Here is a 24975-nt window from a genome sequence, read left to right as displayed (position 1 = left end):
CTCACTGCCAAGTCGAGCACTCTCCTCGGCGACCACCTCGTCGCCGCTGCCTCGGTGGCGTCGAGGGGTTCGCGAAGGCTGTGGCAGTCCTCGACGGACGATGCGGTATCACTCCCAGGCTGATGCTACGTCTGGCGGTTGATCTGAGTGGAAGCCTCGTGCGGCCCCGTCCCTTGACCCCCGAGCATCGCGCTCATATTCTCGCGGGCATGAGCACTCGCGAGGCCAGCACCCTGGATGACTGGTTGACCTTCAGTGATGCATCGGCCAGACATGGCATCAGCCCGCAGACGCTGGGGTACCTCTGCGAGAGCGGTCGACTACGGGCCGAACGGCAGGGGGCAAACTGGAGACTACAAGGGAGGTATATCGATAAGTACCTGCGGGGAAGGCGCCAGAGAAGTCCGCGTGTCAGGTTGTCCCTTCAGGGCACTGCTCCCCTCGGCTTCCGCCGGTACGGGGTCGGATGGCTGTTTCACGCGAAGTTCCCTTACGAAGTGAATATTCCAATCCAGGTTTGGTTCAGCGATGAATTGGTCAGTCTCCTCCGACGAGAGCAACGCAACGTCGACGATGTTGTGGTACGTGCTGTCGAACACTTTGTCGCCGATTCACTCCTGTATCGGGATCAACTGACAACGGGTCAGGAGCTTCAGTACCAGGCTCCGGACCTGACTTTCGTTCTGCATGCAGCTGGACACGGCCACTCCGAGGCGTTGGGCTCATCCCCACGGGGCGGGTAACGGGCCGATCGCGCGCTTCATGACTTGAGGCTGGTCCACGGTGCCCATCGGCCGGCTGCGAGCGCGGATCCGAGAGACTTCGCCGTGGCGCCCGTGACATACTCGGATGACCGCGCTCCGGCGACAGGGACTCCGGTGGGAATCCGGAGCTGTCGCGCAAATGTCAACGGGGAGCAGCCGGCCACCGGTCACTGGGACGCACCGTCCTGGGAAGAACGGTCGAGCTGCCCTGATCCGTGAGCCAGGAGACCTCCGTCGGAGCGGAACCACTGTATGCCCGCGCGAAACGGGAAGGTGGGTCCTCATGCGGCGAGGGTCTCGTCGTTGCGGGACGGCACGCGCCGTGAGAGATCTCGATGCGGTACGCGCGGCGGAACGTGTTGCTCGTTGTCGGGCGGCCTATTCGTGGCTGTCATCGCATGTCCCAGGCCGGCCTCATCGCCACGACCCCGGCTCGGCGCCGACTCCTCTGGTCCGGTCTCGTCTGGGGTGGGAAGGTGGCCGCGTTGTGAGGAGGCTGCGCGCGCTCGCGGTGCTGCCGCTGCTACTGACGGCCGACAGCGTGCTCGGTTCCGGCACCAGGCTGGGGCTCGGCGCCGCACCTCTCGGATGCGCCGCTGCTGTGCTCGACGACCAGTGCCGCGTGATGCGCGGTCGTCGCGGCGCTGCCGCCCGGTTGCGATCCCTGCGGTGAGCGTGGCGAATTCCACACCTTCGCATGGGATGGTCCGGCCTTCTCGCATCCGGTTGGCGTCACCGTCGGCGACATCGTCGAGCGCGACGGCTTCGTATTCGCGGATATCCTGCCCGCGGCGTCCAGCGGAACCGACCGGAGAACCGCGACGGTCGGAGATTGACGCGGCCCGATCGCCCCGCCAATCGGGGAAGGAAATGCCCGGCCGGCTCGGCCTTCCGGCGAGCCGGCTATGTCAGAGCGATACCCATGCAGCGCCGGGAGGCAGGCCGCCCCCCGGGCGCGCGCGGACGATCGCGGCGAGTAGCTCGAGCCCCTCAACGATGCGCGGTCCCGGACGGTTGAAATACGCCGACCCATCGACGGCCACGACCCGGCCGGCACGAGCACAGGGCAGCGCGGCGAAGCCGGGGCGGCTGACGACGTCGGCGGCGCATCGCAGAGTTGCATCGAGTCCGAACCCGCACGGCATGAGCACCATGAGTTCGGGCTGACACGCGAGAACGTCATCCCATTGGATCCATCGCGAGGGCTCGGCCGCCACGCCCAACGCGTCGACTGCCCCGGCGCGCTGAACCATCTCGGGCACCCAGTGCCCGCCGACCATCAGCGGATCGGTCCACTCGATGCACACCGTGCGCGGCGAACGTCCCGGCAGCGGCATGGCGGTTACCGCGTCGATTCGCCTTCGCAGCTGCCGAACCACCTCCGCGGCTGTGACTTCACGGTGGCTGGCCCGACCCACCAATTCCACGGTGGTCAGGATGTCATTCAAACCGCGCGGCTCCAGCGAGAGGATGGGCACTGTCCCGGGCAGCTCCCGGACCGCCTCCGCAACCTGTCGGTACGCGACGGCGCAGACGTCACACAACTCCTGGGTGACCACGAGCGTCGGTGCTAAGGACGCCAGGAGTGTTTCCTCGAGGCGGTAGATGCCGGAACCGGCATGGAGCGCCCCCTTGATGTGCCGGTCGATGGCAGCACAGCTGCTGCCGTCGTGGTTGATGGCGCTGCTGGTGATGACGGGACGAGAGCCGGCCGCCGACGGGTAGTCGCACTCATGAGTGACGGCCACCACCTCATCGCCGGCGCCGACCGCAAAGAGGATCTCGGTGGCGCTGGGAAGCAACGAAACGATTCGCGCGGGCGCGCCCTGGGGTGGTTGGGATGTGAGGAGCATCGCCGCAGAGGATGCCCGATTCCCTGGAGCGGCCGCCGGTCTAGCACGCCGGAATCGCTCGGCGCGCCAGTGGTCGAGAACCGGCGCGGTGGCCCTGGTGGCGGAGCGACCACTACCTCATACTCGCCCGATGGCACGGTTCGTCCTCGTGCACGGCGGCTGGCACGGAGGCTGGTGCTTCCGCTGGCTTGCCGAGGAGCTCGAGAATCGCGGTCATCACGTCGCGAGCCCCGACCTGCCCTGCGAGGAGGTCGGGCTAACGCCGCTCGACTATGCCCGCGAGGTCGGGCCACAGCCGGACGCGATCGTCGTCGGCCATTCGCTCGGCGGATTCACGATTCCGCACATCGAGGCCGGCGCTCGCGTCTATCTTGCCGCGCTTCCGCCGCTGGAGCGCGGCGAGATAAAAGACTGCTTCGTCGAGGGCTTCGGCGGAGCGGTGCGAGACATCCGCGACCGCTCCTACTGGCCGGATGCGGACACGGCTGCGGCGCGAATGTACCCCGACTGCTCGCGCCCACAGTCCGACTGGGCCTTCGCGCAGCTCCGCCGCCAAGCGCGGCTTGACCCGATCCCCGCACCGTTCGGGCCCCGTGACGTCGTCATTGCGACCCTGCAGGATGCCGCGGTCGACCCTGACTGGCAGATTCGCACGGCCCGCACCCACGGCGCGCGTGTGATTGAACTCGACTCGGGCCATTCGCCGTTCCTCACGCAGCCAGACGAGCTCGCAAACATTCTCAGCTCGCTCGACTGAGCGGACGACCCGCCCGGCGACCTACTCGGCGCTTCCCGTTCACCGAGACCGGACGCTCTGGCGTCACATGCGAACACTCACCCAGGCCAGGGTTCGCGAATCACTGGGACGATGTGTCCGTCGTCAACGGCGCAATCGGCGAGGCCTCTCCATTCTCAGGCTGCTGCCCCTGACCTCGCGCAGAGCCGCAACCAATTCCGCGTTGGTGACGCGGCCACACGTGTTCAGCAGAATGAGTTCGCCACCGGTACCCTCAGGGTCGAAATTGTCCGTGCCATAGGAGATCACGATCTGCCGGAGCATCTCCGCCCGAGTCAGCTCGCCGGTCTCGGCGCGTTCAACGATGTTGGTGATGGTCATTGGTTCGGCCCAGAGTCCCGTTCAACGAAACACTATCAGGAGCGTCGCTGCTCGCCCGGGCCAGTGTTCGCCAATCACTTGACGCCTGTCGATTGGGACCGATCGGTTGGAACGAGTCCGGCGTTGCTCTGCGGTAACGTGCGTCCCCGTGATTGATATCCAGAGCGTTCAAGGGGCCAGCGAAACTAACTGGCGGGCCCAGATGGCTGACGTCGAGGCCGCCTGGCGAGACGCCGGCCTAGTGGTCGTGGACAGGGAAGGCGATCTTCCCGGGGTCCTGCGGGGGGTTCCAGCAGCTGCAATCTGGCGCAGGCGGGGAGGTGGAGCTGGCGGCGGGGTGGAACAGCAGGCGCTTCAGATCTTCCTAAATCTCTGGCCGCTGGCAGTTGCTGGGTACGTAGGCGCCGTGTCCGCAGACGCGTGGACCCTAACGAAGAGAGGCGTGTCCGGTGCCCTCAAGAAGCTGCTTGGAAGTACCGCGAGCAAGGTCACGGTCAAGGTAGCGGACGACGGCGATGGTCTAACGGACGACATGTATGAGTTCAAGGCGTCAGACCTTCTCGACGTCGACCGTGCGCTAGATGCGATGGTGGAAAAGGTCATGTTCCGGGCAAGCGTCGCAGAGCGAAAGTGGATGCAGTACATCTGGGACGGCGCTCGGGGTAAGTGGGTCCCCGACCCACGGTTCGGGCGGGAAGATCAACACTAAGTCGGGCCACGCCGCGGGCAGCGGATGTTGCCGATCTCTCGCACGGCGGTGTGTAGCTGCTCTGGCACACGCGAGGATTCATGAATCTACCCTGACGGAGCGGCGCGAGTTGAGTACGCGAGGCTACGCATAGTCGAGCTCGAGCACCACGTGATGTCCCGTCCAGTCCAAGGCGACCTGCCAACATCCTGCAGATGGAACGTCAAAGATGTCCGGATAGATCTCACCCGGGCGTGAGTTGTCGGGAAGTGTCTCCGTCAGAGCCGGACTTGACGCGCCGAGCGGGTGTGCGTTGATCACGAGCGTCGAGCCGTTACGTGGCAGAGCCATGGCCCAGAGGATCTTGTTGGTGGGATTGTCCGGATGCCCAGCCCGAAGCGGAAACCCGAACAGATAACCACCAGCGAAAGGCGGCCGCGCGATCACGTAGGGAAGGTCAGTGAGGCCCGACGCTCCGCCCGCGGTGATCAGCCAGGCGGGCACACCGCCGCGGTACACCGGGGTCGCGCCGCACCCCGGCGCCGCGACCGTGCTTGCGGGCGGGGGCGTTACGACCATGGTCGACATCGGAGTGGCTGGCGCGCGTGAAGGGCCTGGTGAGGGGGTCGGTGCGCAGGCAGCGACCATCCATGCCACGCCGACCATTACCAGGAGGCGACGTCGACGCATGGTGCAAGTGTGGCACGCATCTCCAGGCACCTCTCGGGCTGCGGGCAGGCCGGACACTGTTGGGCAGACGTTGCTCGTGCAAGCGAGGGTGCTGTCTCTTGACGGCCTTGGCGACCTCAGCCTCGGCCACTTTGACGAAGGCCGGCGCCGCAAATCGCACTTCCGACAGGCACTGCGGCCAAATTGTGCTGACTTGCTTCCCGTGGGAACACCGCAGGGCCAGCGTGGGAACTCCGTGTGGTCAGCGTGGAACGCCGTGGAAATTGGGGGTAAGTAGTCGTCTTGACGCCATTTTCACCCCCTCCTGAATACAGAATTGAACACCTACCTTGCCAAGGTAAGGGTCGAGGGTTCGAACCCCTTCTCCCGCTGTCGCGTTTCGTGTGGTCGCCGTTGATCCGAGTGTGGCTCCGGCGTGCCCCCCGTTGATCGCCGTGGGTTTTCGGGAGAGTAGTGACTCGCGAATACGGATTGCGACACGTACCTGGGCAGGTAGGTGTTTACTGTCGGGGCGCTCGGGCCCGTCGACGGGGACCGCAGCGTCGCCATCAAGAAGCCGCCGCTGCAGCGCCGACGGCCCGGAGAGTAGTGACTCAGGAATCCGTAAATCACTACTCTCGGCAAAGTGGTCTTACCGGACCACGCCTTCCCGAGTCGGGCAGTGCACGCCAAGCAAGTGTCCGTCAAATCGGGTCAGGCCCACCCTGCGCTCCGGCTGCGAAGTCGCTAGTGGCCACTCAGCCGCCAGACGAAACGCGTCAAGCTAGTTCCGGTCCACCATGACCATTTCTGTACGTATTCGGAATTGCCGTCCGGCGGACCAAATACCGCAGCGAGCAGCTCGCCAAGAGCGGTGTGGCGGCCGTACGGTCGCCGCGGCTCCCGAGCTCACGCCGCGGTGGTCCGGTATCGGTTGCCTTCAACGGTACACGCATCCTACGCTGGACTTAGCCAGTTCGCGCCTCGTCGCGGCTGTGCGGACACAGGCCACTGACCCGACCGGGAAACACCCTCGGGTCAATCAGGTCTCCCCGGGAACGAAGACTCCCCAAAGTGGCTGGGTTCCGCGCCATGCAGCGCCAAAGCTCTGACCAGAGGGGGTGCACGGACAGTCGGCGTCCGGCGAGCCTGGGCCCACGCGCGTGGCTGCTGCCGCCGCATGCCTCGTGGTCATCCTAGTCGGCCAGTCGGTTCGCTCCTCCCCATCCAGCAGCGCCTGGTCGCGGCCAGCCTGGGACTTCCGGCGTCCGAGCTCGAGCGCACGCGCACGTAATGGATGCGCGGGCACCTGGTCCGCACCGGCATCGGGGTCGCGCGTACGCGCTGGCAATCGCGGGGGTGAACTGGTGACGATGACGGCGCGGCGCCGTTGGTCGGCCAATGCCTTCGTGCCGTGACCACCGGTGCCGCGTCGAGCCTTCGCGGGACCTCAGACCGAAGAGCGCCCGCTGACATCCACAACGGCAAACCAATCGTTCTGACAGACCGTCCGCTCACTGCCCCTGAATTCGCCGTGATCGCCCATGGCAGTGGGTTCGAGCAATGTCGCGGGCAACACTCGTGAGACGTTTGAGACCACCACGCGACGCATCCGGTTGACTACTACCACGTCGCCATCAATCAGGCTCAAGTGCGGGAGTGAAACCCGTTCGAACTGGTCGATTCCCATGTCGGCGCCGACCACGCCGAGGAATCGATCGCCCTCACTGATAGGCATGGTCAGAGTGAGAATGTGCTGATCCGTCCCGCTGTGGTCGACAAAGGGCCCGGCGATCGAAGGTAGCCCAGAATCCCTCGGGCGCGTATACCACTCTGCTGCTTCGTAGTCGTAGTAGTCTGGGTTGTCTGGATCGAAGCTCACCTCGAGAAAGCGGCGTGAGTCTGCCGCTGTGTACCACCACTCGAGCCATCTTCTAGAGTCGGCGAGCATTCCCGGCGCGCAGACCACCCCAGCTCCGCAGACCAGGTCGCGGTGCCTCTCCAATCCTGCCAGGAGCAGGGGTCGGAGCCTGGCGAGCTCCGAACGGCGGTACGAGTGTTCTCGATGGCGGCGCGCGCCCTGGGACAGCAGGGCGTCGCGAATGGTACTGAGGAAATCAAAGATCTGTGCGGTAGCCGCCGAAAGCGAATCAAGCAAGGCTTGCGCCGCCAGTGTCGTGTCCCGACCAGTGCGCTCGGTGACCTTCTGCGCTCGCCGCGGCCGCCGCGCTCGCACCGCGAGCTCCATGTGGCGCTCGATGAGACGTTCGATCTGACCTTCGGCATGCCTTGACGCGAGACTGAGAGCTGCGTCCGCATCGCGAGCGCCGATCGCCGCCAGTATCGCCCCGTGGTCGTGGAGGGCCAGGCGCGGAGGAGCAGATCGCCCGCCGGAGCTCCAGATCAGGGGAGCCAGCAGCCTCTGCAGCGCCATCTCCTCACGCGTCAGACGAATGGAGTGGCTGCTGGCGGCGATTTCCACGTGTAGACGGATGTCGGCGAGTTGACCCTCCATGGCAGTCGTGGCGTGGCGAAGGCTTTCGACGTGGTCGGTCATGCGCGTCACATCCTCTGCGGATGCCCGAGAGGCCGCGAGCGCTGCGGAGCGTCCCGCCACGGCGCCGTGGTGGTCTCGAAGATCACGCAGCTCGTCGACCGCCATGTCGCGGAGACGGCCCTGCAGATGCTTCTGCGGACTCTCAGCAAGAGTACGAACGAAAGTTCCTCCGGTGCGGCCGCGGTGGGTCTCCACAAGGCCGAGGCGCCGTAGTCCCGCGAGAGCCTCCCTAATGGTGGCGGTCGACACATTGAATTGCGCCGCAAGAAGCGGCTCCGCCGGTAGTGGCTCGCCCGCCGCCACCAGCCCCAGTTCGATGGCCGCTTGGAGCCGACGCTCGACCGCTTGCGCACGGCTCCCTCCGCCGAGTGGCGCAAACGCGTCGCAACGGGCAGAAGTATGTAGCCGGCTGGGCATGGTGGCGATTGTGCCGCACGAGAGGTCATGTAGCAGGTTGACCGCTTAACTCTGGTGTCATAGGATTACGGCTCCCACCCGCCAAGCGTGGGATCCCCCAGCGATGCGAGAACGGCGAGGAATGGAGCGTCCCGTCAAACACATCAAAGGTGCCTCACATGGCCGCGGGTCTACTGTCCATGGCGATGCTCTCCGTATGTCGCCGTCCCAGTCCTCGCCACGCCTAGAGGGAGAGGGTGTCAGAGTTCCCGGCTGATCTGGCATCGCCAGCAGACGTCTCGAGCAATCCGCCTGCTCCGGGGACGGAGACGCGCGCGGCCAACGCGGATGCGTCCCCAGCCGGCGTGGCGCCGCCGGTGCCAATCGCACTTGCCGACCCGAAATCACGCGAATTCGTTGAGGAGTGGCGCAACGCTTCGTACAACTGCTTCTCCTCGGGTCACAAGTTCTGCCGTGAAGTGTGCCCGGTCACCCAGGTGGCGCATAACGATTCCTGGACGCCAACGGCCTTCCATGCCAACGTCGTCGCGATGGAGCGGGGAGAGCTGAGCATCGGCGACATCGCCGCCGATTACGTCAACTGCACGCAATGCGGCGCCTGCGAACTGCGCTGTCCGAACACGCTGTTCGCCGGGGACTTCTACCGCTTTCGCACCCGTACGGTCGACGTCGTCAAGGCCGCTCGTGCCCTCGCGGTCAGCAGCGGAATCCACCAGCCGCGTTGGCGATCATGGACTGAGCGTACCGATGAGTTCACTCACGAGCCGGTGCTCGGCGAAACCGCCGTGTGCCCGGAGAGCGTGCGCGAGTGGGCCAACGACCTTGACCTTCCGATCGGCGGGGAGACGGTCCTCTTCGTAGACTGCGAGGCGGCGTTCTTCCGGACGTCAGTTCCCAGAGCCGCGGCGCAGCTGCTCCAGATGGCGCGGTACGAATTCGGCCTGATGGAAGAGCAGTGGTGTTGCGGCGGTCCCGCAGCCGAGATGGGGTATGTCGAGCAGGCTGAACGATTTGCGTGTCACAACCTGGACAACTGGCGGCGCTCCGGAACCAAGCGCGTGCTCGTCCTGGACCCTCACGACTACATCACCTTCACGGAGGATTATCCGAAGTACTTCGGCGCCGAGTTCGACATCGAAATAGTGCTCGTCATCGAGGTGCTCGCCGAGCTGATTCGACACGGCAAGCTCACGCCGTCGGTGCCATTGGACCGGGCGGTCACCTACCACGACCCATGTCGGCTCAACAAGCGCAAGGGGATTTGGAAGGAGCCTCGGGAGATCCTGCGTGCGATCCCCGGCCTCGCATTCGCTGATGTCGACCATGTCACGCAATGGTCTTACTGCTCGGGAGGGGGAGGCGGACTGCCCGTCGAAAAGCCGGAGCTCGCCGCGGCGATCAGCGAGATGCGGCTGGAGAGAGCGGTAGAGCTCGAGATTGACACTCTGGTGACCGCCTGTCCTTGGGCCGAGCGGCCGCTCACCGCCGCGGGGGCCGCGCGCGGCGTTGACGTCGTCGATGTCCTCGAGCTGCTCGCCGAGTCGCTCGGGATAAGGGTGGGCGGCCGCCGGGGAGACCACGATGACGAGACTCGCCCCAACGGCAGGCGTGGCTCCCGGCACCATCTGGGACGCGAAGCCGCCACGAAGGACGTGTGACCGTGGCTCTTTCCACGCAACAGATCGACACGATCGCGCAGGCGTTGCGAAGCGTGCTCAACCCCGACCAGATCCTCCTATCCAAGACGGACCGTTACAACCGCACCCGCGTTCCGGCGCCGTTCCCGGTCCACCGCTGGGCCGACTTCCTCCCCGACCTGGCGGTTCTCCCGACCTCCACCGAGCAGGTCGCTGGGATCATCAAGATCGCCCAGGATCTCCGCGTGCCCGTGGTCCCTCGTGACGGAGGCACCGGCTTGACTGACGGCGCGGTGGCGTTGCGGGGCGGCATCGTCGTCGACCTCAAGGCGATGAACCAAATCCACGAGTTGGACCTGGAGAACCGGACGGTCACCGTGGGCACCGGAATCAACATGATGAAGTTGAACGAGGTGCTCGCCGAACACGGGCTCATCTACCCAGACGACCCGGCGTCCTACCCGTGCTCCCTGGTCGGCGGACGGATTGGCACGAGCGGCTGGTCACTGATCGGCTCTCGCTTTGGTCACACTCGCGATCTGGTGCTGAGCTTCGACCACGTCCTCCCCTCGGGAGACATCATCCACGTCGGCGACGGGATCGGCCGGAAGGTCAGCAAATCCTCGAGCGGGTTCCAGCTCAAACACCTCTTCATGGGACACCAGGGAACGCTGGGGATCGCCACCTCGGCGACCCTCAAGCTCTTCCCCAAACCTGAGGCTGAGCTCTCTCCATTCTGGGCATTCGATAACTACGAGGATGCCTACGCCTGCACCGGTGCTCTCGCCCGTGCCGGCGTGGCCACATTCGCCGGCGCCGTCCTCTTCGATGAGCTGAAGGTCGCCTTTCTGCGTCGCGACGATGAAGCGTACATCCCGCAACCCGCCAACGTACGGGCGTTGGTATGTGCGGCGCTGTACGGATATGAGGACGAAGTTCGAGCGGGCGGCAAGAGGCTCTTTCGACTCGCGCGCAGCCATGGTGGCCGCTATCTGGGCGACCAGGTGTCCGAGGGCGACTGGGCGGCGCGTCACGATCGCTACGCCGTGCCGCTGCACGGTCGCACCAGGGAAGGCCAGGTCATTCCGATGAGCTGGCATTGCGAGGATGCCGCCATCAACTTCACACGCATTCCAGCGGTCTCCCGGGAATGGCACGGAATCATTGCCGACCTGCGCCGGCAGAGCGACGTGTTCGACGACTGGGGGATGTTCTGTTACACGTCCGGCAGCACCGGGGTCGACTACCTCACCGAGCTCGATGTGGGCATCTGGGAACAGCGTTTGGATGAGGCATCCTGGAGGACTTGGGTCGGAGCCAAGCGCGACCTGGCGTCGGTGAGTCTTGCCAACGGTGGGTCGATGAGTGCCTGCCACGGCTCCTGTCGGGAGGGCGAGGTGGATCTCCTGCCGCAAGAGCTCGGCAAAGGCTTCGAGGTGATGCTCGACCTGAAACGCACGCTCGATCCACACAACATAATGAATCCCGGCAAGTACCTCTTGGACCGAGCCTATGAATCAGCGCCCTCCGCCGCGGGTGCCGCACGTGAGTGAACGGACTCCCCCACAGCCGCCAGCTGCATCGCCGTTTGGCAGCCCCGAACAATTCGGCGTCGCCACATTCTCGAGCAGCGCAGGTGATGCGGCTCCACAACATCCAGGTGTCTTCGAGGTCGACCCTGGGCTGATGCAACGCTTCGTCAGGCAGCAGGCATTCCCCAACTGGGACACCTCGAGGATCGTGACGAGCCGGCACGATCATCTCGCCTGGATGCACCAGCACTGGTGCAGGACCGTGGTATCCGGCGAATCGCTGCTCGCTGAGCTCGAGTCCGAGGACGGCGAGTGATTCCACCGCCGCTGAGCCGAGGCGATCTCTACCAGGCGGCCCCTTGGCGCGCCCCTGCATCCCTCTGTGGTCACCCCTATCCACGTCGGATCTCTCTCAATCATGGAGGCTGACATGCGGCTATCACATCCGGGAGCCACGCGCCGTCAGGGAGTCCTTGGCGCGGTCACCTGCATCTCCATCCTGGCCGTATCGCAATTGCTCGTCGCGTGCGGGGCGGGTCAGACGTCCTCGTCGGGGGTGGGCTCAGGACCCGTCGCGTCCGCCTCCTACCCCACGGGGGCGGGCAAGCCGGTGGACAAGATCACCTGGGCGTTGTTCGCAGACCCCGTGTCAATGGACTACGCCTTTGCGTACGACTTCAATACCAATCCGGTGGTCACCAACATTGTCGAGTCGCTGCTGCGCATGTCGCCGACCGGCGAGCTGCAGCCGAACCTGGCTTCTTCATGGCGAAAGGCGGATGACCTCACCTACGTCTATACGCTTCGGCAGGGGGTGAAGTTCCACGACGGTACGGAGATGACGGCCGCGGATGCCGAGGCCTCCATGAAGCGCATCATCGACCCCGCCGTGGGCAGTTACCTGGCCTCGTTCGTGTCGAACGTGAAGAGCGTGACCGCCACCGGGAAGTATGAGTTGACGGTCAAGCTGGCGGCGCCGGATGCGCTCTGGCAGTACGTGCCGGCAACTACGGTTGGCGCGGTGTCCTCCAAAGCCTTCTTGGACAGCAAGGGCAAGAGTGTGGGCAAGCCCGACGTCGGCATCATGGGCACCGGGCCATACAAGTTCGTGTCCTGGCAGCAGGGACAGCAAGTCGTCATCACCAAGAACGATCAGTACTGGAACGCGCAGCGGATGCCCAAGGTGGGCCAGATCACCTTCAAGGTCATCGCCAGCGAGACAACGGTGATCGAGGGCATGGTCAGCGGTGACATTGACGGTGCGTTCAACGTGTCGGGCAAGAACCTCAAAGCGCTGAGCCATGCTTCGAACATACAGATCGCCACGGCCCCTTCCTACTTCGTCCACTTCATGGGCGTCAATGTCACTCGCAAGCCTTTCACCGACGTCCGCGTGCGCCAGGCTTTGTCGTACGCCATCGACAAGAAGGGCGTGCTTGACGCGACCTGGGGTGGCGCGGGATCACTGTCCAAGTCACCCTCCACACCATCGATGTGGAGCTTTGAGCCGAAGGCCTTCCAGACCGCTTACGACGGCTTGCCTGCCTTCAGCCTCAACCTGGAAAAGGCCAAGGCGCTGGTCAGTGAAGCGGGCGCAACCGGCGCCTCGGCGACGATTCTTGTGGGCACCCCTCACGAGCAGGAGGAAGGGGTCATCATCCAGGCGGCGGCCAAGTCGATTGGGCTCGACATCAAGCTGCAAAGCATCCCCTACGACCAGTTGCTGGCTAAGATCGCCGATCCGGCGCATGACTACGACGGCTTCATCCTGGAATGGTCGTCGGACTACCCTGATCCCGGAGGCACTCTGTTTCAGTGCTTCATTGCCAGCAAGCTCACCGACTACACGGCGTACGACAATCCCACGGTCACAACCGCCCTTCAGCAGTCGGCGGTTGAGAGCAACCCCACCAAGCGGGCGAGCCTGTTCAACGCAGCGCAACAGCAGATCGTCCAGGATCAGTCGTGGATCGTGCTGTTCTCACCCTCGACCACCATGCCGATCTCCAAGCGCCTTGGTGGATACGCACTGCGACCCCTGTGGTACTGGGACAGCGGCTGGGCCGCGGACCTCAGCGGTACCTAGTGGAGCAAGTGTGTGAGGGCCGTGCGGTGCGCTGGACGACACATCACCCACCGGTAGCGTGATGCTGCGATATGTCGTCAAGCGCGCAGCGGCTGCGGTGGGGCTTCTGCTCGCTGCCTCACTGGTTCTGTTCCTGCTCGAACATCTCGCCCCAGGAAACGTCGAATCAGTGCTCCTCGGTGGGCGGCCGTCCACGCCCGGTCTGCTGGCAACAATTCGCGAGCAGTACCACTTGAACTCGCCGCTTTACGAGCAGTACGGGTACTGGTTGGGCGGGGTGCTGCACGCGGACCTCGGCGAATCGATCACCTACAAGACATCGGTCTCGTCTGTCGTTGGTTCACGCATCACGGTGACGCTGGAACTCGCCCTCTACGGGGCGGTCATCACCATCGTTGCCGGAGTGGCTCTCGGGGCGATCGCGGCCATCCGGCAGGGGCATCTGGCCGACTCGGTCATCTCCGGAGTTGTCCTGGTGCTCGCATCGATTTCCAGCTACGTGTCCGGAATCGTTCTGCTCGTCGTCTTCGGCGTCACCCTGGGCTGGTTCCCGATACTGGGCACTGGATCTGGCGGCGGTGACCGCCTGTACCATCTCACCCTGCCCGCCCTCGCGCTCTCCCTCAGTTTGATCGCCCTAATCGCCCGCACGACGCGGGCTTCTGTCGCCAGAGTTCTGGCGATGGAGTTTGTGGAGACCGTGCGGGCTCGCGGTTTCTCCGAGCGCCGCGTGATCATCAAGCACGTCCTGCGAAGCGCGCTCGTCCCGATTCTGACCGTCTCGGGTCTGGCGGTTGGCTACTTGATCAGCGGCGCGGTGCTGGTTGAGTACACGTTCGGATTGAACGGGCTGGGATCGCTGCTCGTGCAAGCGGTCGAGGCCAAGGACTACGCGGTGGTCCAGGCGGTAACCTTGCTCTTCACGGCTGCGTTCATTGGCCTCAACCTTCTCGTCGACCTGCTCTACGGGGTCATCGATCCTCGCATCCGCATCTCGGGGCAGAGCCAGTGACCGCAGTTGACGTGCCGGTCACAGCCCGCCGATGGTCACCGGGACTCCCCGGATCCTGGGGCCTCGCTGTTGGCGGCACGGTCATCGGCCTTCTGGTCCTCGTGGCGATTGCGGCGCCGCTGCTGTCTCCCCACGAACCCACCACGATTGACCTGAGCCAGACCCTCGCCGGCTTCAGCGGAGATCACCTGCTGGGCACCGACGCTGCCGGTCGGGACGTGCTCTCCCGGCTCATTTATGGAACCAGGCTGAGTCTGCTCGGGCCGCTGGCGGTGGTGCTCGTCTCGGTCGTGGTCGGCGTCCCGGCCGGACTCGTCGCCGGCTACCGGGGGGGCTGGGTGGACTCGGTCCTCTCGCGCGTCTCGGACATGCTCTTCGGGTTCCCCCCACTGCTGCTGGCCATCGTCATCGTCGCGACATTCGGCGCAGGCTTCCTGACGGCGACGATCGCCATTGCCATCACCTACATCCCGCTGCTCACCCGAGTGGTTCGCGGAGTGGTCATGGTCGAATGCCGCAGCGCCTACGTCGACGCCTACCGCATCCAGGGCTTCAGTGGCACCCGGGTTTGCCTGTTCCACATCCTGCCGAATGTCGCCGGCACCATCGTCGCGCAGTCCACCCTGAATTTCGGCTATGCACTCCTCGATCTCGCCGGATTGACATTTCTCGGTTTGGGCGTGCAGCCGCCGACGCCGGACTGGGGGCAGCTGCTCTCTGACGGGCGGCAGAACATCCTCTTCTCCGTCACCGAGGTCACCGTGGCATCGATCGCCATCGCCATCGCCGTCGTCGCCTTCAACGTGCTCGGCGATGCCCTCGCCAAGCGACTCGTCAGAGGCTCATGACGGTGCCTGAAAGAGACCGTGGGACGTCGCGCGCCGTCAACGCCAACGGCGCCATGTCGGGAAGCCCGCCAGTGCTGGAGATCGAGGATCTCACCACCTCCTTGGTGGTGGAGGGTGTGCTGCGGCCAATCGTCCGCGAAATGAGCCTGACCATCCACGCCGGCGAGGTGGTCGCGCTGGTTGGGGAATCCGGGAGCGGTAAGTCGATCACCGCTCGATCCATCATCGGTCTGCTGCCCCCGGGCGCGCGAAGCACTGGCCGAATCGGAGTTCTTGGAACCGATGTGCTGAGCCTGAGCCGCCGTGAACTCCGCAGGGTCCGAAGCCATCAAATCGGCATGATCTTTCAGGACCCCCGCGCCCACATCGACCCGCTGTGGCCGATCGAGGACTACGTGGGTGAGGGGCTCCGGATACACAAGGGTCTGAACAAGTCCCAGGCCCGAGAGCGATCATTGGCTCTGCTGAGCAGCCTCGGCATCACCGACGAGCAGCGCGTGCTGGCGTCCTTTCCTGGCCAGCTATCCGGGGGGATGCTGCAACGGGTGATGATCGCCGGCGCTCTGTCCTGCGAGCCGAGGTTGCTCATCGCCGACGAAGCCACGACCGCCCTCGATGTGACGGTGCAGTCGGACATCCTGGCCATTCTTCATGATCTGCAGCTATCGCATGGGCTGTCGATCCTGTTCATCACCCACGATCTGACGCTGGCATCGGTCATCTGCGACCGGGTCATCGTGATGTACGCGGGCCGGCCAATGGCGGTGCAATCGGCGCAGGACTTGTTCGAGGCACCGGCACATCCCTACGCCGCAGCTCTGGTGGCGGCACGGCCGCGCGTTGACCGCAAGATGGAGCGTCTTCAGGTGGTTCCCGGCCGCCCCGCCTCCGCATTGGAGGTCACCGCGGGATGCCCCTTCCGGCAGCGCTGCACCTACGCGATCAGTGAATGCGCCGAGATGAAACCGTCACTGTTCCCGCTCGGGCCGGATGTGTTGACGGAGTGCATCCGGGCGGCCGACCTACGCGAGCAGATGAGAGAAGGTGTAGCCGCCCACCATGACTGAAGTAAAGGACTACGCGGTGCGTGTCGAGGGGCTCTCAAAGACATTTCGGCATGCGCGCAGAAGGTCCGGTTCGCGGCGCGACGTCCATGCGGTGCGGGACGTGTCGCTGGCGGTTGAACAGGCGGAATGCCTGGGGATCGCCGGCGAGTCCGGTTCTGGGAAGTCCACGCTTGCCCGCATGTTGGTCGGGCTGGAGCCGCCCAGTGCCGGCAGCATCTGGGTCAAAGGCGAGCGCCTGCCGGAGCGGCCCAAGTCATCGGATCGAAGGCTGCATGCTCGACGGATTCAGATGGTCTTTCAAGACCCGTACTCGTCCCTGGACCCGAGGCAATCCGTGGGACGGGTCCTCGATGAGGTGCAGCGCGTCCACTTTGATCGCGACCGTCCGAGCCGCGCGGCTCGCAGCGCTAAGCTCCTCGACGCGGTGGGACTTAACGCCGAGTATGCTTCGGCGGTACCGCGGTCCCTGTCAGGTGGTCAGCGGCAACGGCTCGCGATTGCCCGCGTCTTGGCGGCCGAGCCCTCGGTGATCGTCCTCGACGAAGCGGTCTCGGCGCTGGACGTGTCCATCCAGGCCCAAATCCTCAACCTGCTGAGCGATCTACGCACGGAATTCTCGCTCACCTACATCTTCATCTCGCATGATCTTGCGGTGATCCGACAGGTGTCCGACCGGGTCATGGTTCTCTATCGCGGCCGACTGATGGAGCAAGCCGGCGCTGAGGAGATCTTCGACTCACCGCATCATCCCTACAGTCAATTGCTGTTGGACTCCGCGCCGCGCGCGAGGATGTCCCTGCAGCAGCGTCCCGAGCGCGGCTTCCTTGCCGACGACGGATGCCTGTTCCGCGGTCGCTGCATCCACGCCTACGCCCGATGTCAGACCGAGCCACCACTGCTGCCGGTGTCACCCTCTGCCCAAGCTCGATGCTGGTTGGCCGAGGAGGACCCGGTCACCGGCCAACCGAAGGAGAAACCATGACGACCACCACGCCGCGAGTCGAAGAAGGCAACATCGAGGTCCCCGGAGGGAAGGTTTGGTACAAGTCCGTCGGCGAAGGCGACCTGCCGCCATTGCTGGTGACGCATGGAGGGCCAGGCTTCACGCACAACTACCTGACTCCGCTCGAGGATCTGGCCGATCGCCGGCGGGTGATCTTCTGGGATCAGCTGGGATGCGGAAAGTCGGAAACGCCGCATGACGCCTCGCTGTGGACCATGGACCGGTCACTGCGTGAGGTGGATGCCGTGCGTGAGCACCTCGGGCTCACCCGTCACCATCTGTTCGGCAACTCCTGGGGCGGCATGCTGGTCCAGCAGTACGTCCTTGATCGTCAGCCGGATCTGGTCAGCCTCACGGTGTCGAACAGCCTCGCCAGCATGCCCAGACTGGGTGACGACACAGCACGCCTGAAGAGGTTGTTGCCTCAGAGCGTACAAGACACCATCGATTACCACGAGGACAACGAGCTTTACGCCTGTCCCGAATACCAGGGCGCCATCGCTATCTGGTATCAGACCTACATCTGTCGCATGCAGCCCTGGCCCATGGGACTCGAGGAGTCGTTCGCGGGCGTCGGCATGGAGATCTACATGGCCATGATTGGGCCCAGCGACTTCAAGGTCACCGGCAACCTGAAGGAATGGGACATCATGGATCGCCTCCATGAGATCACCATCCCCACCCTGTTTGTCGCTGGGCGGTACGACGAGTGCACGCCTGAGCACATGGAGTTGATGCACGACCGAGTGCCTGGCTCGGAATACGCCCTCTTCGAGAACAGTGCCCACATGCCCTTTTACGAGGAGCGCGAAGCCTGCATGAACACCATCAATAACTTCATGAGCCGGGCTGAGGCCGAAACCTGAGGCGGGGCGGCCTGCAGTGGCGGTCCGATGGAGCGTCGCGGACGGTGTGGAGCGCGCAGGGGTTGGGGACGAGCTCGCCATGAGGCTCCTCCGGGCGGCTTCGTCGATGCGATCGACCCACGCGGAATATGGGGGTAAGGGGACCTGAGCGCGCCTGCGAACGGCAACATTACAAGGGCCTCAGCTTGAAGTAGCGTAACCCAATTGGTCACGCAGAGGCCAAGGACGGTTCGCTCTCAGCACAGAGCAGGAGGTTCTTCGATGGCTCGTAAAGGATTCATCCACGTACCTGGCGGCGATGTGTATTTCCAGTCGGTGGGCGAGGGTGGTGTCCCCCTCCTTTGTCTTCACGGCGGCCCCGGTTTCACCTCCCACTACCTGGAGCCACTTACCGACCTCGGGGAGCGTCGCGAGGTCATCTTCTACGACCAACTCGGCTGTGGACGCTCTCAGCGACCCGGAGACGTGGCGCTCTGGACGGTCGCGCGGTTCGTGGAGGAGCTGGTGACCGTTCGCGAGGCGCTGGACCTGCCCCGGGTGCATCTGCTGGGCAGCTCGTGGGGGGGAATGCTGGCGATGCAGTACGTTCTCGACCGTCGTCCTGAGCTCGAGAGCCTCACCCTGGCGGGCAGCCCGGCGAGTATGCCCCGTTGGAGTGCCGAATGCGCCCAGTTGTTGAGCCTGCAGTCCGCCGACGACCAGGAGACGATCAGACGCCACGAGGCCAGCGGGACCACCGACTGCCCGGAATATGCCGCCGCGATTCTCGGCTTCTACCGTGAGCACCTCTGCCGCCTCACCCCGTGGCCCGACGGTCTGGAGCGGTCCTTCGCGGACGCGGGTCTCGACGTGTACCACCACATGAACGGTCCCAGCGAGTTCTCCGTCACCGGCACCCTCGCTCGCTGGGACGTCACCGAGCGACTCGGCGAGATCGATGTGCCAACCCTCCTCATCGGCGGCGAGCACGATGAGTGCCGCCCCGAGCATCTGCGCGACATGCAGCGTCGCATCCCCCGGTCGAGGCTGGAGATCGTTCCGGACGCCTCACACCTCTGTTTCGCCGAGAAACGCGAGCACTTCATGGCGGTTGTCAACGAGTTCCTGGCCGGCGCTGATGAGTAACGGCGCCGAGCATCGCGCCAGCGTCGGGATGGGCTCGCGCGCGGGGAGCTTCGATCTCTGCACCTCACACCATGCCGTCAGGTTGCCACCAGTGGGTTGGTCGCAAGGCTGTCGGCGCCCTCCAGCAGCGCCGGAGCACGTTCGAGCGCCCGTGGGCGAACCGCGTTGAGAACGAGCGTGTAGATCACGCCGACCGCTACCAGTCCGACGGTCAGTAATGGAAGCAGGCTGAATGGGCTGGGTTGTCCGGGGCGGAGGTCACCCCAAATCGGTATTGCCAGCACCAGGATGCCGATGACCGGTGTCACCACCCATAAGAGCGGGTTCTTGCGAACGCCGCGACGGCGGAACCTGACCCACTCAACGATGAGAGCTACGTTGGCCACAAGGTACATGATCACCAGTCCGAGAATGCCGTAGGTGCCGAGGAACCCGGACGCGGTGCCGGGATCGGTGATTGCCGTCGAGAGGACACCGATGAGAATGCTCGGCGCCACAAAGGCCATTGCTGCCGCGGCCGGAGTGCGAAAACGAGGATTGACGCCGGCGAGGGCATGACTCCAGAGACCGCCGCGAGCGCCGGCGAAGATCACACGCGATGTCTGTGTGTTGGCTGCCACGAACGAGCTGGTCACACTGGAAAGGAAGATCCACGTGATCAGCGGAGCCAGCGCCGGAAGGAATGACTGCGCCGCAGTGTGGAAAGGATTGGCGTCACCGGCCAGCTGCCCGGCATTGCCCACACCGAACGCGGTCACCAGGGCATATGAGCCCAGCACGTAGATGAAGCCGCTGATCACGACCGCGCCGACGACCGCGATGGGCACGTTGCGTCGTGGGTTTCTAGTCTCCTCCGCAAGCGGGGCTGCCGCCTCGAATCCACCGAAGGCAAGCACGGCGAGACTGAAGGCGACGAGCACGTCACTTGAGCCGCCCGGCCAGTGGAACGGGACCGCTGACAGGCCGGAAGCTCCGCCTCTGACCAGGATCGTCACGCTCAGCGCAAGCAGCAGCACGACCTCGAAGAGGTACAGCACCACCGTGAGTCGCACACCCAGCTTCAAACCGACGATCACCGGTAGGGTCACTAGCGCGCCGTAGAGGATGGTCACGATCTGCGTGAGCCCCCAGATGCTTGAGTTGCCAAAAACGTTCTGGACGATGTAGCTGCCCACGAAGATATACACGCCGGCGAACGCGATGATGTATCCCAGCAAGGTGATGACCCCGACGGCCACGGCCACCTTGATGCCGATCGCTCGGGTGATGTATGTGATGAAGGATCCGGCACTTGGATACACACCGGCGAACTGGGCGAGGCTGCTGGCGGTCGCGACCATGCCCACCATGCTGATCAAGAAGATCAGCGGAACGGAGGACCCGGCGAGCCCCACCATGATCGCCGTGGTAAAGAACAGGTTGAACGCCGGGGCGACCTGAGCGAGACCGGGCATCATCACCCCCAGCAGACCGAGCTGACCTCGCTGCAGGGTTTGGCTGGTATCAGCGGCCTCAACGCGAGTGACGGCCATCAGTTGTTCCTCCCATGGCGCTCGACGAACTGAAGAAATGAGGTGTTGAACTCGTGGGCGTGCTCCCACATGCACCCGTGTCCACCTTTTGTGGTTGACCACTCCGCACCGGGAACTCCTTCGTGGAGCCGCTTCGACAGCGCCACGGGAATCAGAATGTCTTCCTCGCCGGCCACAACCAGCGTCGGAGTTGTTATCTGGTCGAGCCGGTCTCTTGTGTCGTGGTTCTGAATCGCAGCAAGCTGGGCGAGGTAGGCGTGAGTGGGCTGGTTCATGTAGGCCATCGCGGTCTCGAACTCGGCGAGCTCTGCACCGCGCTCTTCAAAGAACCGCACGGTGAATGCCCAGAGCGTCACGTCTCGCATGACGAACGGGACCCCGAGCACGGGAGCCGCGTCCGCCCACAGCTTGAACATGCGCGAGCAGAAGGGCCCGGGCGCGGCGTAGGTACACGCGAATGTCACCGTTCGAAGGTCGTTGGCGTAGGCGAGGGCATACTCCTGGACGATCATCCCTCCCATCGATACCCCCATTAGATGGAAGTCGGTGAGGGCAAGCGAATCAACGAGCCCCTTGGCGTCGTCGGCCAACATCCGACTGGAGTACGGCCCTACCGGCTTGGAGCTCTCTCCTATGCCGCGATTGTCAAAACGCAGCACGCGGTAGCCCGCTGCAACGAACGCATCGATTTGGTATACCCAGGTCTCAAGATCGTCGGCGAGCCCGTTGACCAGCACGATGGTCTCAGGTCCATCGCCTTCGAGGCGGTAGTTGATGTCGATGCCGTTGACGTGTGCTGTCGTCATGACTATCTCTTTGTCCCCTTCTTCTGTATCCGCTCATGGAGTCCGCGTAGTCGCTCCGCAGTGAGTGAGAAATGCTCCGCCGCCAATCTCGCCGCGTCGTCGCCGCGGCCTTCCAGCACGGCCTCCGCCAGCAAGGGATGCTGACGAAGCGCGCGCTCGCGGAGCGCAGTGGAATATGCCTCGGCGCCGAAGCCCAGGCTCACCTCTCGCCGCAACTTCAGGCTGAGCTCAGGGAGATGTGGGTTTTGCGTGGCGCACGCGATGGCCTGGTGCAAAGCAAGGTCCGCGACCCGTGACAGGTCGCGGTCAGTGCCAGCAACGTCGTAGTCGCGCAGTGCGCGCTTGATGCTGCGCGCGTCCGCTCGGGTGCGTCGGTCCGCAGCTGTACGCGCGACCTGCTGCTCGACAAGGGAGCGAAAGTCCAGGAGGCTTTCGATAGCATCCCACTGGGACAGCAGCGTGCGGCGGATCATCTCCTCGGACTCGGGTCCCCAGTCCGCTACGACAAAGGCGCCGCCGGTGCTGCCGCGTTGGATGCGAATGTAACCTCCTGCAGCAAGCCGGCTCAGCGCTTCTCTCACGGTGCTGCGGCTGACCTCGAGCGCCATCGCTAACTCTCGTTCCGAGGGCAAGCGCTGAGCCAGCACGAATTCGCCCAGAGCGATGGCCGTGACGAACCGTTCGAAGATGCGCTCCCCCGCGTTGCGGATCGGCAACGGTTGCAGCGCGCGGTATAGAGGCTGCTCCGTGCGGCGTAGCCCGCGAGCGACGGCTGCCTCGAGGGCAACTCCGTTCATGCGATCTGCGGCTGCCCGCGCCAACCGCCGTCGACAAAGTGACCGGCCAGGAATCGCGCGAGGGTCCGCGCCGCCTGCACGATGCTGGCCAACTCGACGGCCTCGTCGGTGCCGTGGATGTTGCGACTTCTTGCCCCATAGGCGAGCGCAGGGACTCCAAATTGATTGAGATAGAAGCGGGCGTCCGTGGTACTGCCCATCGCCACCCGCGCTGGTTCCAACCCATGTGCAGCCCGATGCGCTGCCGCGAACGCCATGACTAGGTCGTGGTCGGCGTCGAGCGCGTATCCCTGCGCGCGAAATCCGCTCATCCGCATCGAGGGCGGGTGTGCGGCTAGCCACGGGTCGCCTTCGACGGCATCGTCAACGACTGCTCGAAGGCGATCGAACGCCTCGACCGCAGTCCACTCTCGGGGGAAGCCGACGCGCACGCCGAGCTTTGCTTGGGCAGGCACACTCGACGGCCAGTCGCCAGAGTGAAATGTGCCGATGTTGAGGTTGTATGGATGTGCTAACTCGGCGAAAGGCCCGTCGCTGCGCTCTCGAGTATTGAGCTGACCTTCGAAATCGCGCAGGGCGGCGATGATCGGCAAGGCGGCTATGATCGGGTTTACCGCCGAGTCCGCTGATTCCGCATGGGCGGACGAGCCCCTGATGTCGATGTCCACCCAGACGATGCCGACGCCGGCCAAAAGCAGGCGCAGATCGGTCGGTTCCAGGAGGACCGCGGCATCCGCAAGGACACCTGCCAGCCCCGCCGCCAGCGTCCCATTGCCAGTCGCCTCCTCCTCGATCGCGGAAAGGAAGACAAGCTCACCCCGCAGCCAGTCGGGTCGGCGCGCGTCAAGCGCCGCCAAAGCTAGGGCGGCTATCGCGAAGCCGGACTTCATGTCGCCCGCGCCGCGGCCAACCAGCCAGCCATCCTCTCGCGTTGGGATCCACGGATCAACACTCCACGTGAGCTCGTCAGCGGGAACAACGTCGATGTGGCCATGGAGCAAGAGCGACGTCCCGTTGCCGCCGCGTCGACGCCCGACGACGTTGTACCGGCCCTCATAAGACGCGGGAGGCACGCCCGCTGCCACGTGGTCTCGGATGTCGTCGGGAATGGGCTGCCTCTCGATGGCGAACCCAAGCCGCTCGAGCTCACCCGCTACGAGCTCCTGTGCTGCGGCCTCGTACCCGAGTGTGCTCGGGGCCCGAACCAGATCGGCGAGGAACCCGAACGAGGTCTCCGATTGATCCTCGATGTGAGCGTCAACGAGTGCCCAGCTGTCGGCGGCTTCCAGCATCGCGGCAGTATGACGTAAAGGATCGACCTTTGTACCAATGCCAGCCGGCCAGGAGAGGGACGGCGGCGCTGTACAGCTGCTCCTCCGTTGAGATGATTGCGACGGGCGGGCCGGGGGTGCGGGCTGTCGCGCTCACAGGACTTGGAGAGGAATGCCTGAGTGCGCTCGTTCTGAGGCGCCGAGAACAGGCGCGTCGGCGTTCCTTCCTCGATGATCTGACCGTCGTCCATCATCAACACGTCAGTGAGCAAGGCCGGATGGCCTCCGCCCGATGCGAGAACTCGCTGCGTCGTAGAACCTGCGCTGCCTGGTCTTCCCGCGGCTCCCGGTCCGCCACGGCCGAGGCTAGTTATCGCCAACCATGGCCGCTACGGTGGCCAATTGGGCCCCAAACGCGGCGGCTTTGTTCGACACTGAGCACCCCACGACAGCACGACGGCTCCCCGATCCGTACTCAGAACGGCCTCCAGTATCCCCTGGCGACACCCCGCATCGCGCCGGTCGTCGCTCTCGAAAAGCGGTGAGGTTAATAGCCTCCGTGGGTTCGAATCCCACCCTCTCCGCCAAATTTGAATTCAACCTTGACATCGCGACACTCAGTAAAACTAATGGGTGAACCCCGTCCTCGTGGCCACTCGGGCCCCCGCCGAAACGCGTCAAACTAGTTCCGGTCCACCATGGCCGTTACTGCCCGGTTTCGGAATCAGCTCGCCGGAGCACATGCGGAGGCGAGAGCCGCCCGCCAAGAGCGGTGGGGCGGCCGAGACATCGCCAAGACCGAGCGTTGCCCGCGACACAAGCACGTCTTTTCCAACGTCGGTCGCGGCCTCGGTACCTAAAAACGCCGCCGTGCGGCGCCCCCCGGCGGGGACAGATCAACTAACCGAAATCCGGCACGCGCTCCCGTCGGCCTTGGTCCGAAGTTGTCAATGCTGATACCGTGACTGACTGATGAAGACGACGAATCGAAGGCCCATCGGGCAGGACGCAACCACCGCCGCGCAGGGCCGCGCGCGGCGGAGCCAGCCCTACCGCGAAGCACGCGACGAGTACGCCCGCATCCGCGCCCTGCGCAAGATCAGCCCCGTGGCGGCTCTCCTGCGCGAGCGGCGGTTCGAAGTGGGAATGACCCAGGAACAGGTCGCCATCGCCGTGGGGACGTCCCATACGAACATCTCGCGTCTCGGGCGGGGGACTGTTACTCCCAGGCTAGCCACGTTGCAGCGCGTCGCCGCCGTCCTCGATGAGGAACTCGTTCTCTGCTTCCAGCGAACCGTGGACGGCGCGGGTCGGCGCGTCGCTGCCCG

22 protein-coding genes, 2 pseudogenes and 1 riboswitch are annotated in these 24975 nt (G+C 64.6%); of the genes and pseudogenes, 16 read left to right on the top strand and 8 right to left on the bottom strand.

The features are described 5' to 3' along the window. Positions 1–122 precede the first annotated feature (122 nt). From JF886_RS16740 to JF886_RS02770, 3 genes and pseudogenes are all read left to right on the top strand, one after another. Complete coding sequence (locus JF886_RS16740; protein WP_350340565.1) at positions 123–743, top strand: helix-turn-helix domain-containing protein; 621 nt, start codon at positions 123–125, stop codon at positions 741–743. Between the two features lie 125 nt (positions 744–868). Then, a riboswitch (cobalamin riboswitch) is annotated at positions 869–995 on the top strand. Positions 996–1251: 256 nt separating this feature from the next. Continuing rightward, a complete protein-coding gene (locus tag JF886_RS02775; protein WP_337309368.1) occupies positions 1252–1437 on the top strand; it encodes a hypothetical protein in 186 nt (61 codons plus the stop codon). After that, positions 1394–1600 (top strand): annotated as a pseudogene (locus JF886_RS02770) (hypothetical protein); the annotation flags it as partial. The gene JF886_RS02775 and the pseudogene JF886_RS02770, both read left to right, overlap by 44 nt. 72 nt (positions 1601–1672) lie before the next feature. On the opposite strand, the gene JF886_RS02765 reads toward JF886_RS02770, so the two are convergent. Beyond that, positions 1673–2617, bottom strand: a complete 945-nt coding sequence (locus tag JF886_RS02765; RefSeq protein WP_337309366.1) for a cobalamin-binding protein — start codon at positions 2615–2617, stop codon at positions 1673–1675. Between the two features lie 130 nt (positions 2618–2747). Between JF886_RS02765 and JF886_RS02760 the strand changes: the two genes are divergently transcribed. After that, positions 2748–3374 carry an alpha/beta fold hydrolase gene (locus tag JF886_RS02760; protein WP_337309364.1) on the top strand — a complete coding sequence of 209 codons (627 nt, stop codon included), beginning with the start codon at positions 2748–2750 and terminating at the stop codon, positions 3372–3374. A gap of 123 nt (positions 3375–3497) precedes the next feature. Here JF886_RS02760 and JF886_RS02755 read toward each other — a convergent pair whose 3' ends face one another. After that, positions 3498–3734 (bottom strand): hypothetical protein, encoded by a 237-nt coding sequence (locus JF886_RS02755; RefSeq protein WP_337309363.1) that lies wholly within the window; start codon positions 3732–3734, stop codon positions 3498–3500. 202 nt (positions 3735–3936) lie between these two features. On the opposite strand from JF886_RS02755, the gene JF886_RS02750 reads away from it, so the two are divergent. Continuing rightward, on the top strand, positions 3937–4443 hold the full coding sequence (locus JF886_RS02750; RefSeq protein WP_337309361.1) for a hypothetical protein: 507 nt from the start codon (positions 3937–3939) through the stop codon (positions 4441–4443). A 123-nt stretch (positions 4444–4566) separates the two neighbouring features. Here JF886_RS02750 and JF886_RS02745 read toward each other — a convergent pair whose 3' ends face one another. Beyond that, a complete protein-coding gene (locus tag JF886_RS02745) occupies positions 4567–5001 on the bottom strand; it encodes a hypothetical protein (protein ID WP_337309359.1) in 435 nt (144 codons plus the stop codon). Positions 5002–6541: 1540 nt separating this feature from the next. Further along, positions 6542–8065: a GntR family transcriptional regulator gene (locus tag JF886_RS02740; RefSeq protein WP_350340564.1), complete on the bottom strand. Its 1524-nt coding sequence runs from the start codon at positions 8063–8065 to the stop codon at positions 6542–6544. 356 nt (positions 8066–8421) lie between these two features. On the opposite strand from JF886_RS02740, the gene JF886_RS02735 reads away from it, so the two are divergent. The 10 genes from JF886_RS02735 (at position 8422) to JF886_RS02690 (ending at position 19241) form a co-directional block, all read left to right on the top strand. Beyond that, positions 8422–9723 carry a (Fe-S)-binding protein gene (locus JF886_RS02735; RefSeq protein WP_337309357.1) on the top strand — a complete coding sequence of 434 codons (1302 nt, stop codon included), beginning with the start codon at positions 8422–8424 and terminating at the stop codon, positions 9721–9723. Positions 9724–9725: 2 nt separating this feature from the next. Next, positions 9726–11255, top strand: a complete 1530-nt coding sequence (locus JF886_RS02730) for an FAD-binding oxidoreductase (protein WP_337309356.1) — start codon at positions 9726–9728, stop codon at positions 11253–11255. A gap of 133 nt (positions 11256–11388) precedes the next feature. Next, the gene (locus JF886_RS02725; RefSeq protein ID WP_337309353.1) at positions 11389–11550 is read left to right on the top strand and encodes a hypothetical protein; all 162 of its coding nucleotides are present in this window, start codon (positions 11389–11391) and stop codon (positions 11548–11550) included. Between the two features lie 102 nt (positions 11551–11652). Beyond that, positions 11653–13320, top strand: coding sequence for an ABC transporter substrate-binding protein (locus JF886_RS02720; RefSeq protein ID WP_337309351.1), 1668 nt, complete (start codon positions 11653–11655; stop codon positions 13318–13320). 61 nt (positions 13321–13381) lie between these two features. Beyond that, a complete protein-coding gene (locus JF886_RS02715; RefSeq protein ID WP_337309444.1) occupies positions 13382–14332 on the top strand; it encodes an ABC transporter permease in 951 nt (316 codons plus the stop codon). Beyond that, positions 14329–15180 carry an ABC transporter permease gene (locus tag JF886_RS02710; RefSeq protein ID WP_337309349.1) on the top strand — a complete coding sequence of 284 codons (852 nt, stop codon included), beginning with the start codon at positions 14329–14331 and terminating at the stop codon, positions 15178–15180. The genes JF886_RS02715 and JF886_RS02710 overlap by 4 nt, the downstream gene beginning before the upstream one ends. A 2-nt stretch (positions 15181–15182) precedes the next feature. Then, complete coding sequence (locus JF886_RS02705) at positions 15183–16247, top strand: ABC transporter ATP-binding protein (RefSeq protein ID WP_337309347.1); 1065 nt, start codon at positions 15183–15185, stop codon at positions 16245–16247. A gap of 16 nt (positions 16248–16263) precedes the next feature. Continuing rightward, entirely contained in the window at positions 16264–17229 is a 966-nt protein-coding gene (locus JF886_RS02700; protein WP_337309344.1) for an ABC transporter ATP-binding protein, read from the top strand. After that, complete coding sequence (locus JF886_RS02695) at positions 17226–18116, top strand: proline iminopeptidase-family hydrolase (RefSeq protein WP_337309343.1); 891 nt, start codon at positions 17226–17228, stop codon at positions 18114–18116. The genes JF886_RS02700 and JF886_RS02695 overlap by 4 nt, the downstream gene beginning before the upstream one ends. A gap of 261 nt (positions 18117–18377) precedes the next feature. Beyond that, positions 18378–19241 carry a proline iminopeptidase-family hydrolase gene (locus tag JF886_RS02690; RefSeq protein WP_337309341.1) on the top strand — a complete coding sequence of 288 codons (864 nt, stop codon included), beginning with the start codon at positions 18378–18380 and terminating at the stop codon, positions 19239–19241. Between the two features lie 77 nt (positions 19242–19318). Here the strand turns inward: JF886_RS02690 and JF886_RS02685 are convergent, their stop codons facing one another. The 4 genes from JF886_RS02685 to JF886_RS02670 all read right to left on the bottom strand — a co-directional run bounded on the left by JF886_RS02685 (position 19319) and on the right by JF886_RS02670 (position 23668). Next, positions 19319–20773 carry an APC family permease gene (locus JF886_RS02685; RefSeq protein ID WP_337309339.1) on the bottom strand — a complete coding sequence of 485 codons (1455 nt, stop codon included), beginning with the start codon at positions 20771–20773 and terminating at the stop codon, positions 19319–19321. Next, positions 20773–21579: an alpha/beta fold hydrolase gene (locus JF886_RS02680; RefSeq protein ID WP_337309337.1), complete on the bottom strand. Its 807-nt coding sequence runs from the start codon at positions 21577–21579 to the stop codon at positions 20773–20775. Before JF886_RS02680 ends, JF886_RS02685 begins: the two co-directional genes overlap by 1 nt. A 2-nt stretch (positions 21580–21581) precedes the next feature. After that, positions 21582–22295: a FadR/GntR family transcriptional regulator gene (locus JF886_RS02675; RefSeq protein WP_337309334.1), complete on the bottom strand. Its 714-nt coding sequence runs from the start codon at positions 22293–22295 to the stop codon at positions 21582–21584. Positions 22296–22372: 77 nt separating this feature from the next. After that, on the bottom strand, positions 22373–23668 hold the full coding sequence (locus tag JF886_RS02670) for a M20/M25/M40 family metallo-hydrolase (RefSeq protein WP_337309332.1): 1296 nt from the start codon (positions 23666–23668) through the stop codon (positions 22373–22375). Between the two features lie 951 nt (positions 23669–24619). Between JF886_RS02670 and JF886_RS02660 the strand changes: the two are divergent. After that, positions 24620–24910: pseudogene (locus JF886_RS02660) on the top strand (helix-turn-helix domain-containing protein); the annotation flags it as partial. Between the last annotated feature and the right edge of the window lie 65 nt (positions 24911–24975).

The sequence above is a fragment of the Candidatus Aeolococcus gillhamiae genome (assembly GCF_016464765.1).
In the GTDB taxonomy this organism is placed as follows: Bacteria; Chloroflexota; Dormibacteria; order Aeolococcales; family Aeolococcaceae; genus Aeolococcus; species Aeolococcus gillhamiae.
This window is presented reverse-complemented; position numbering and strand designations above follow the sequence as displayed.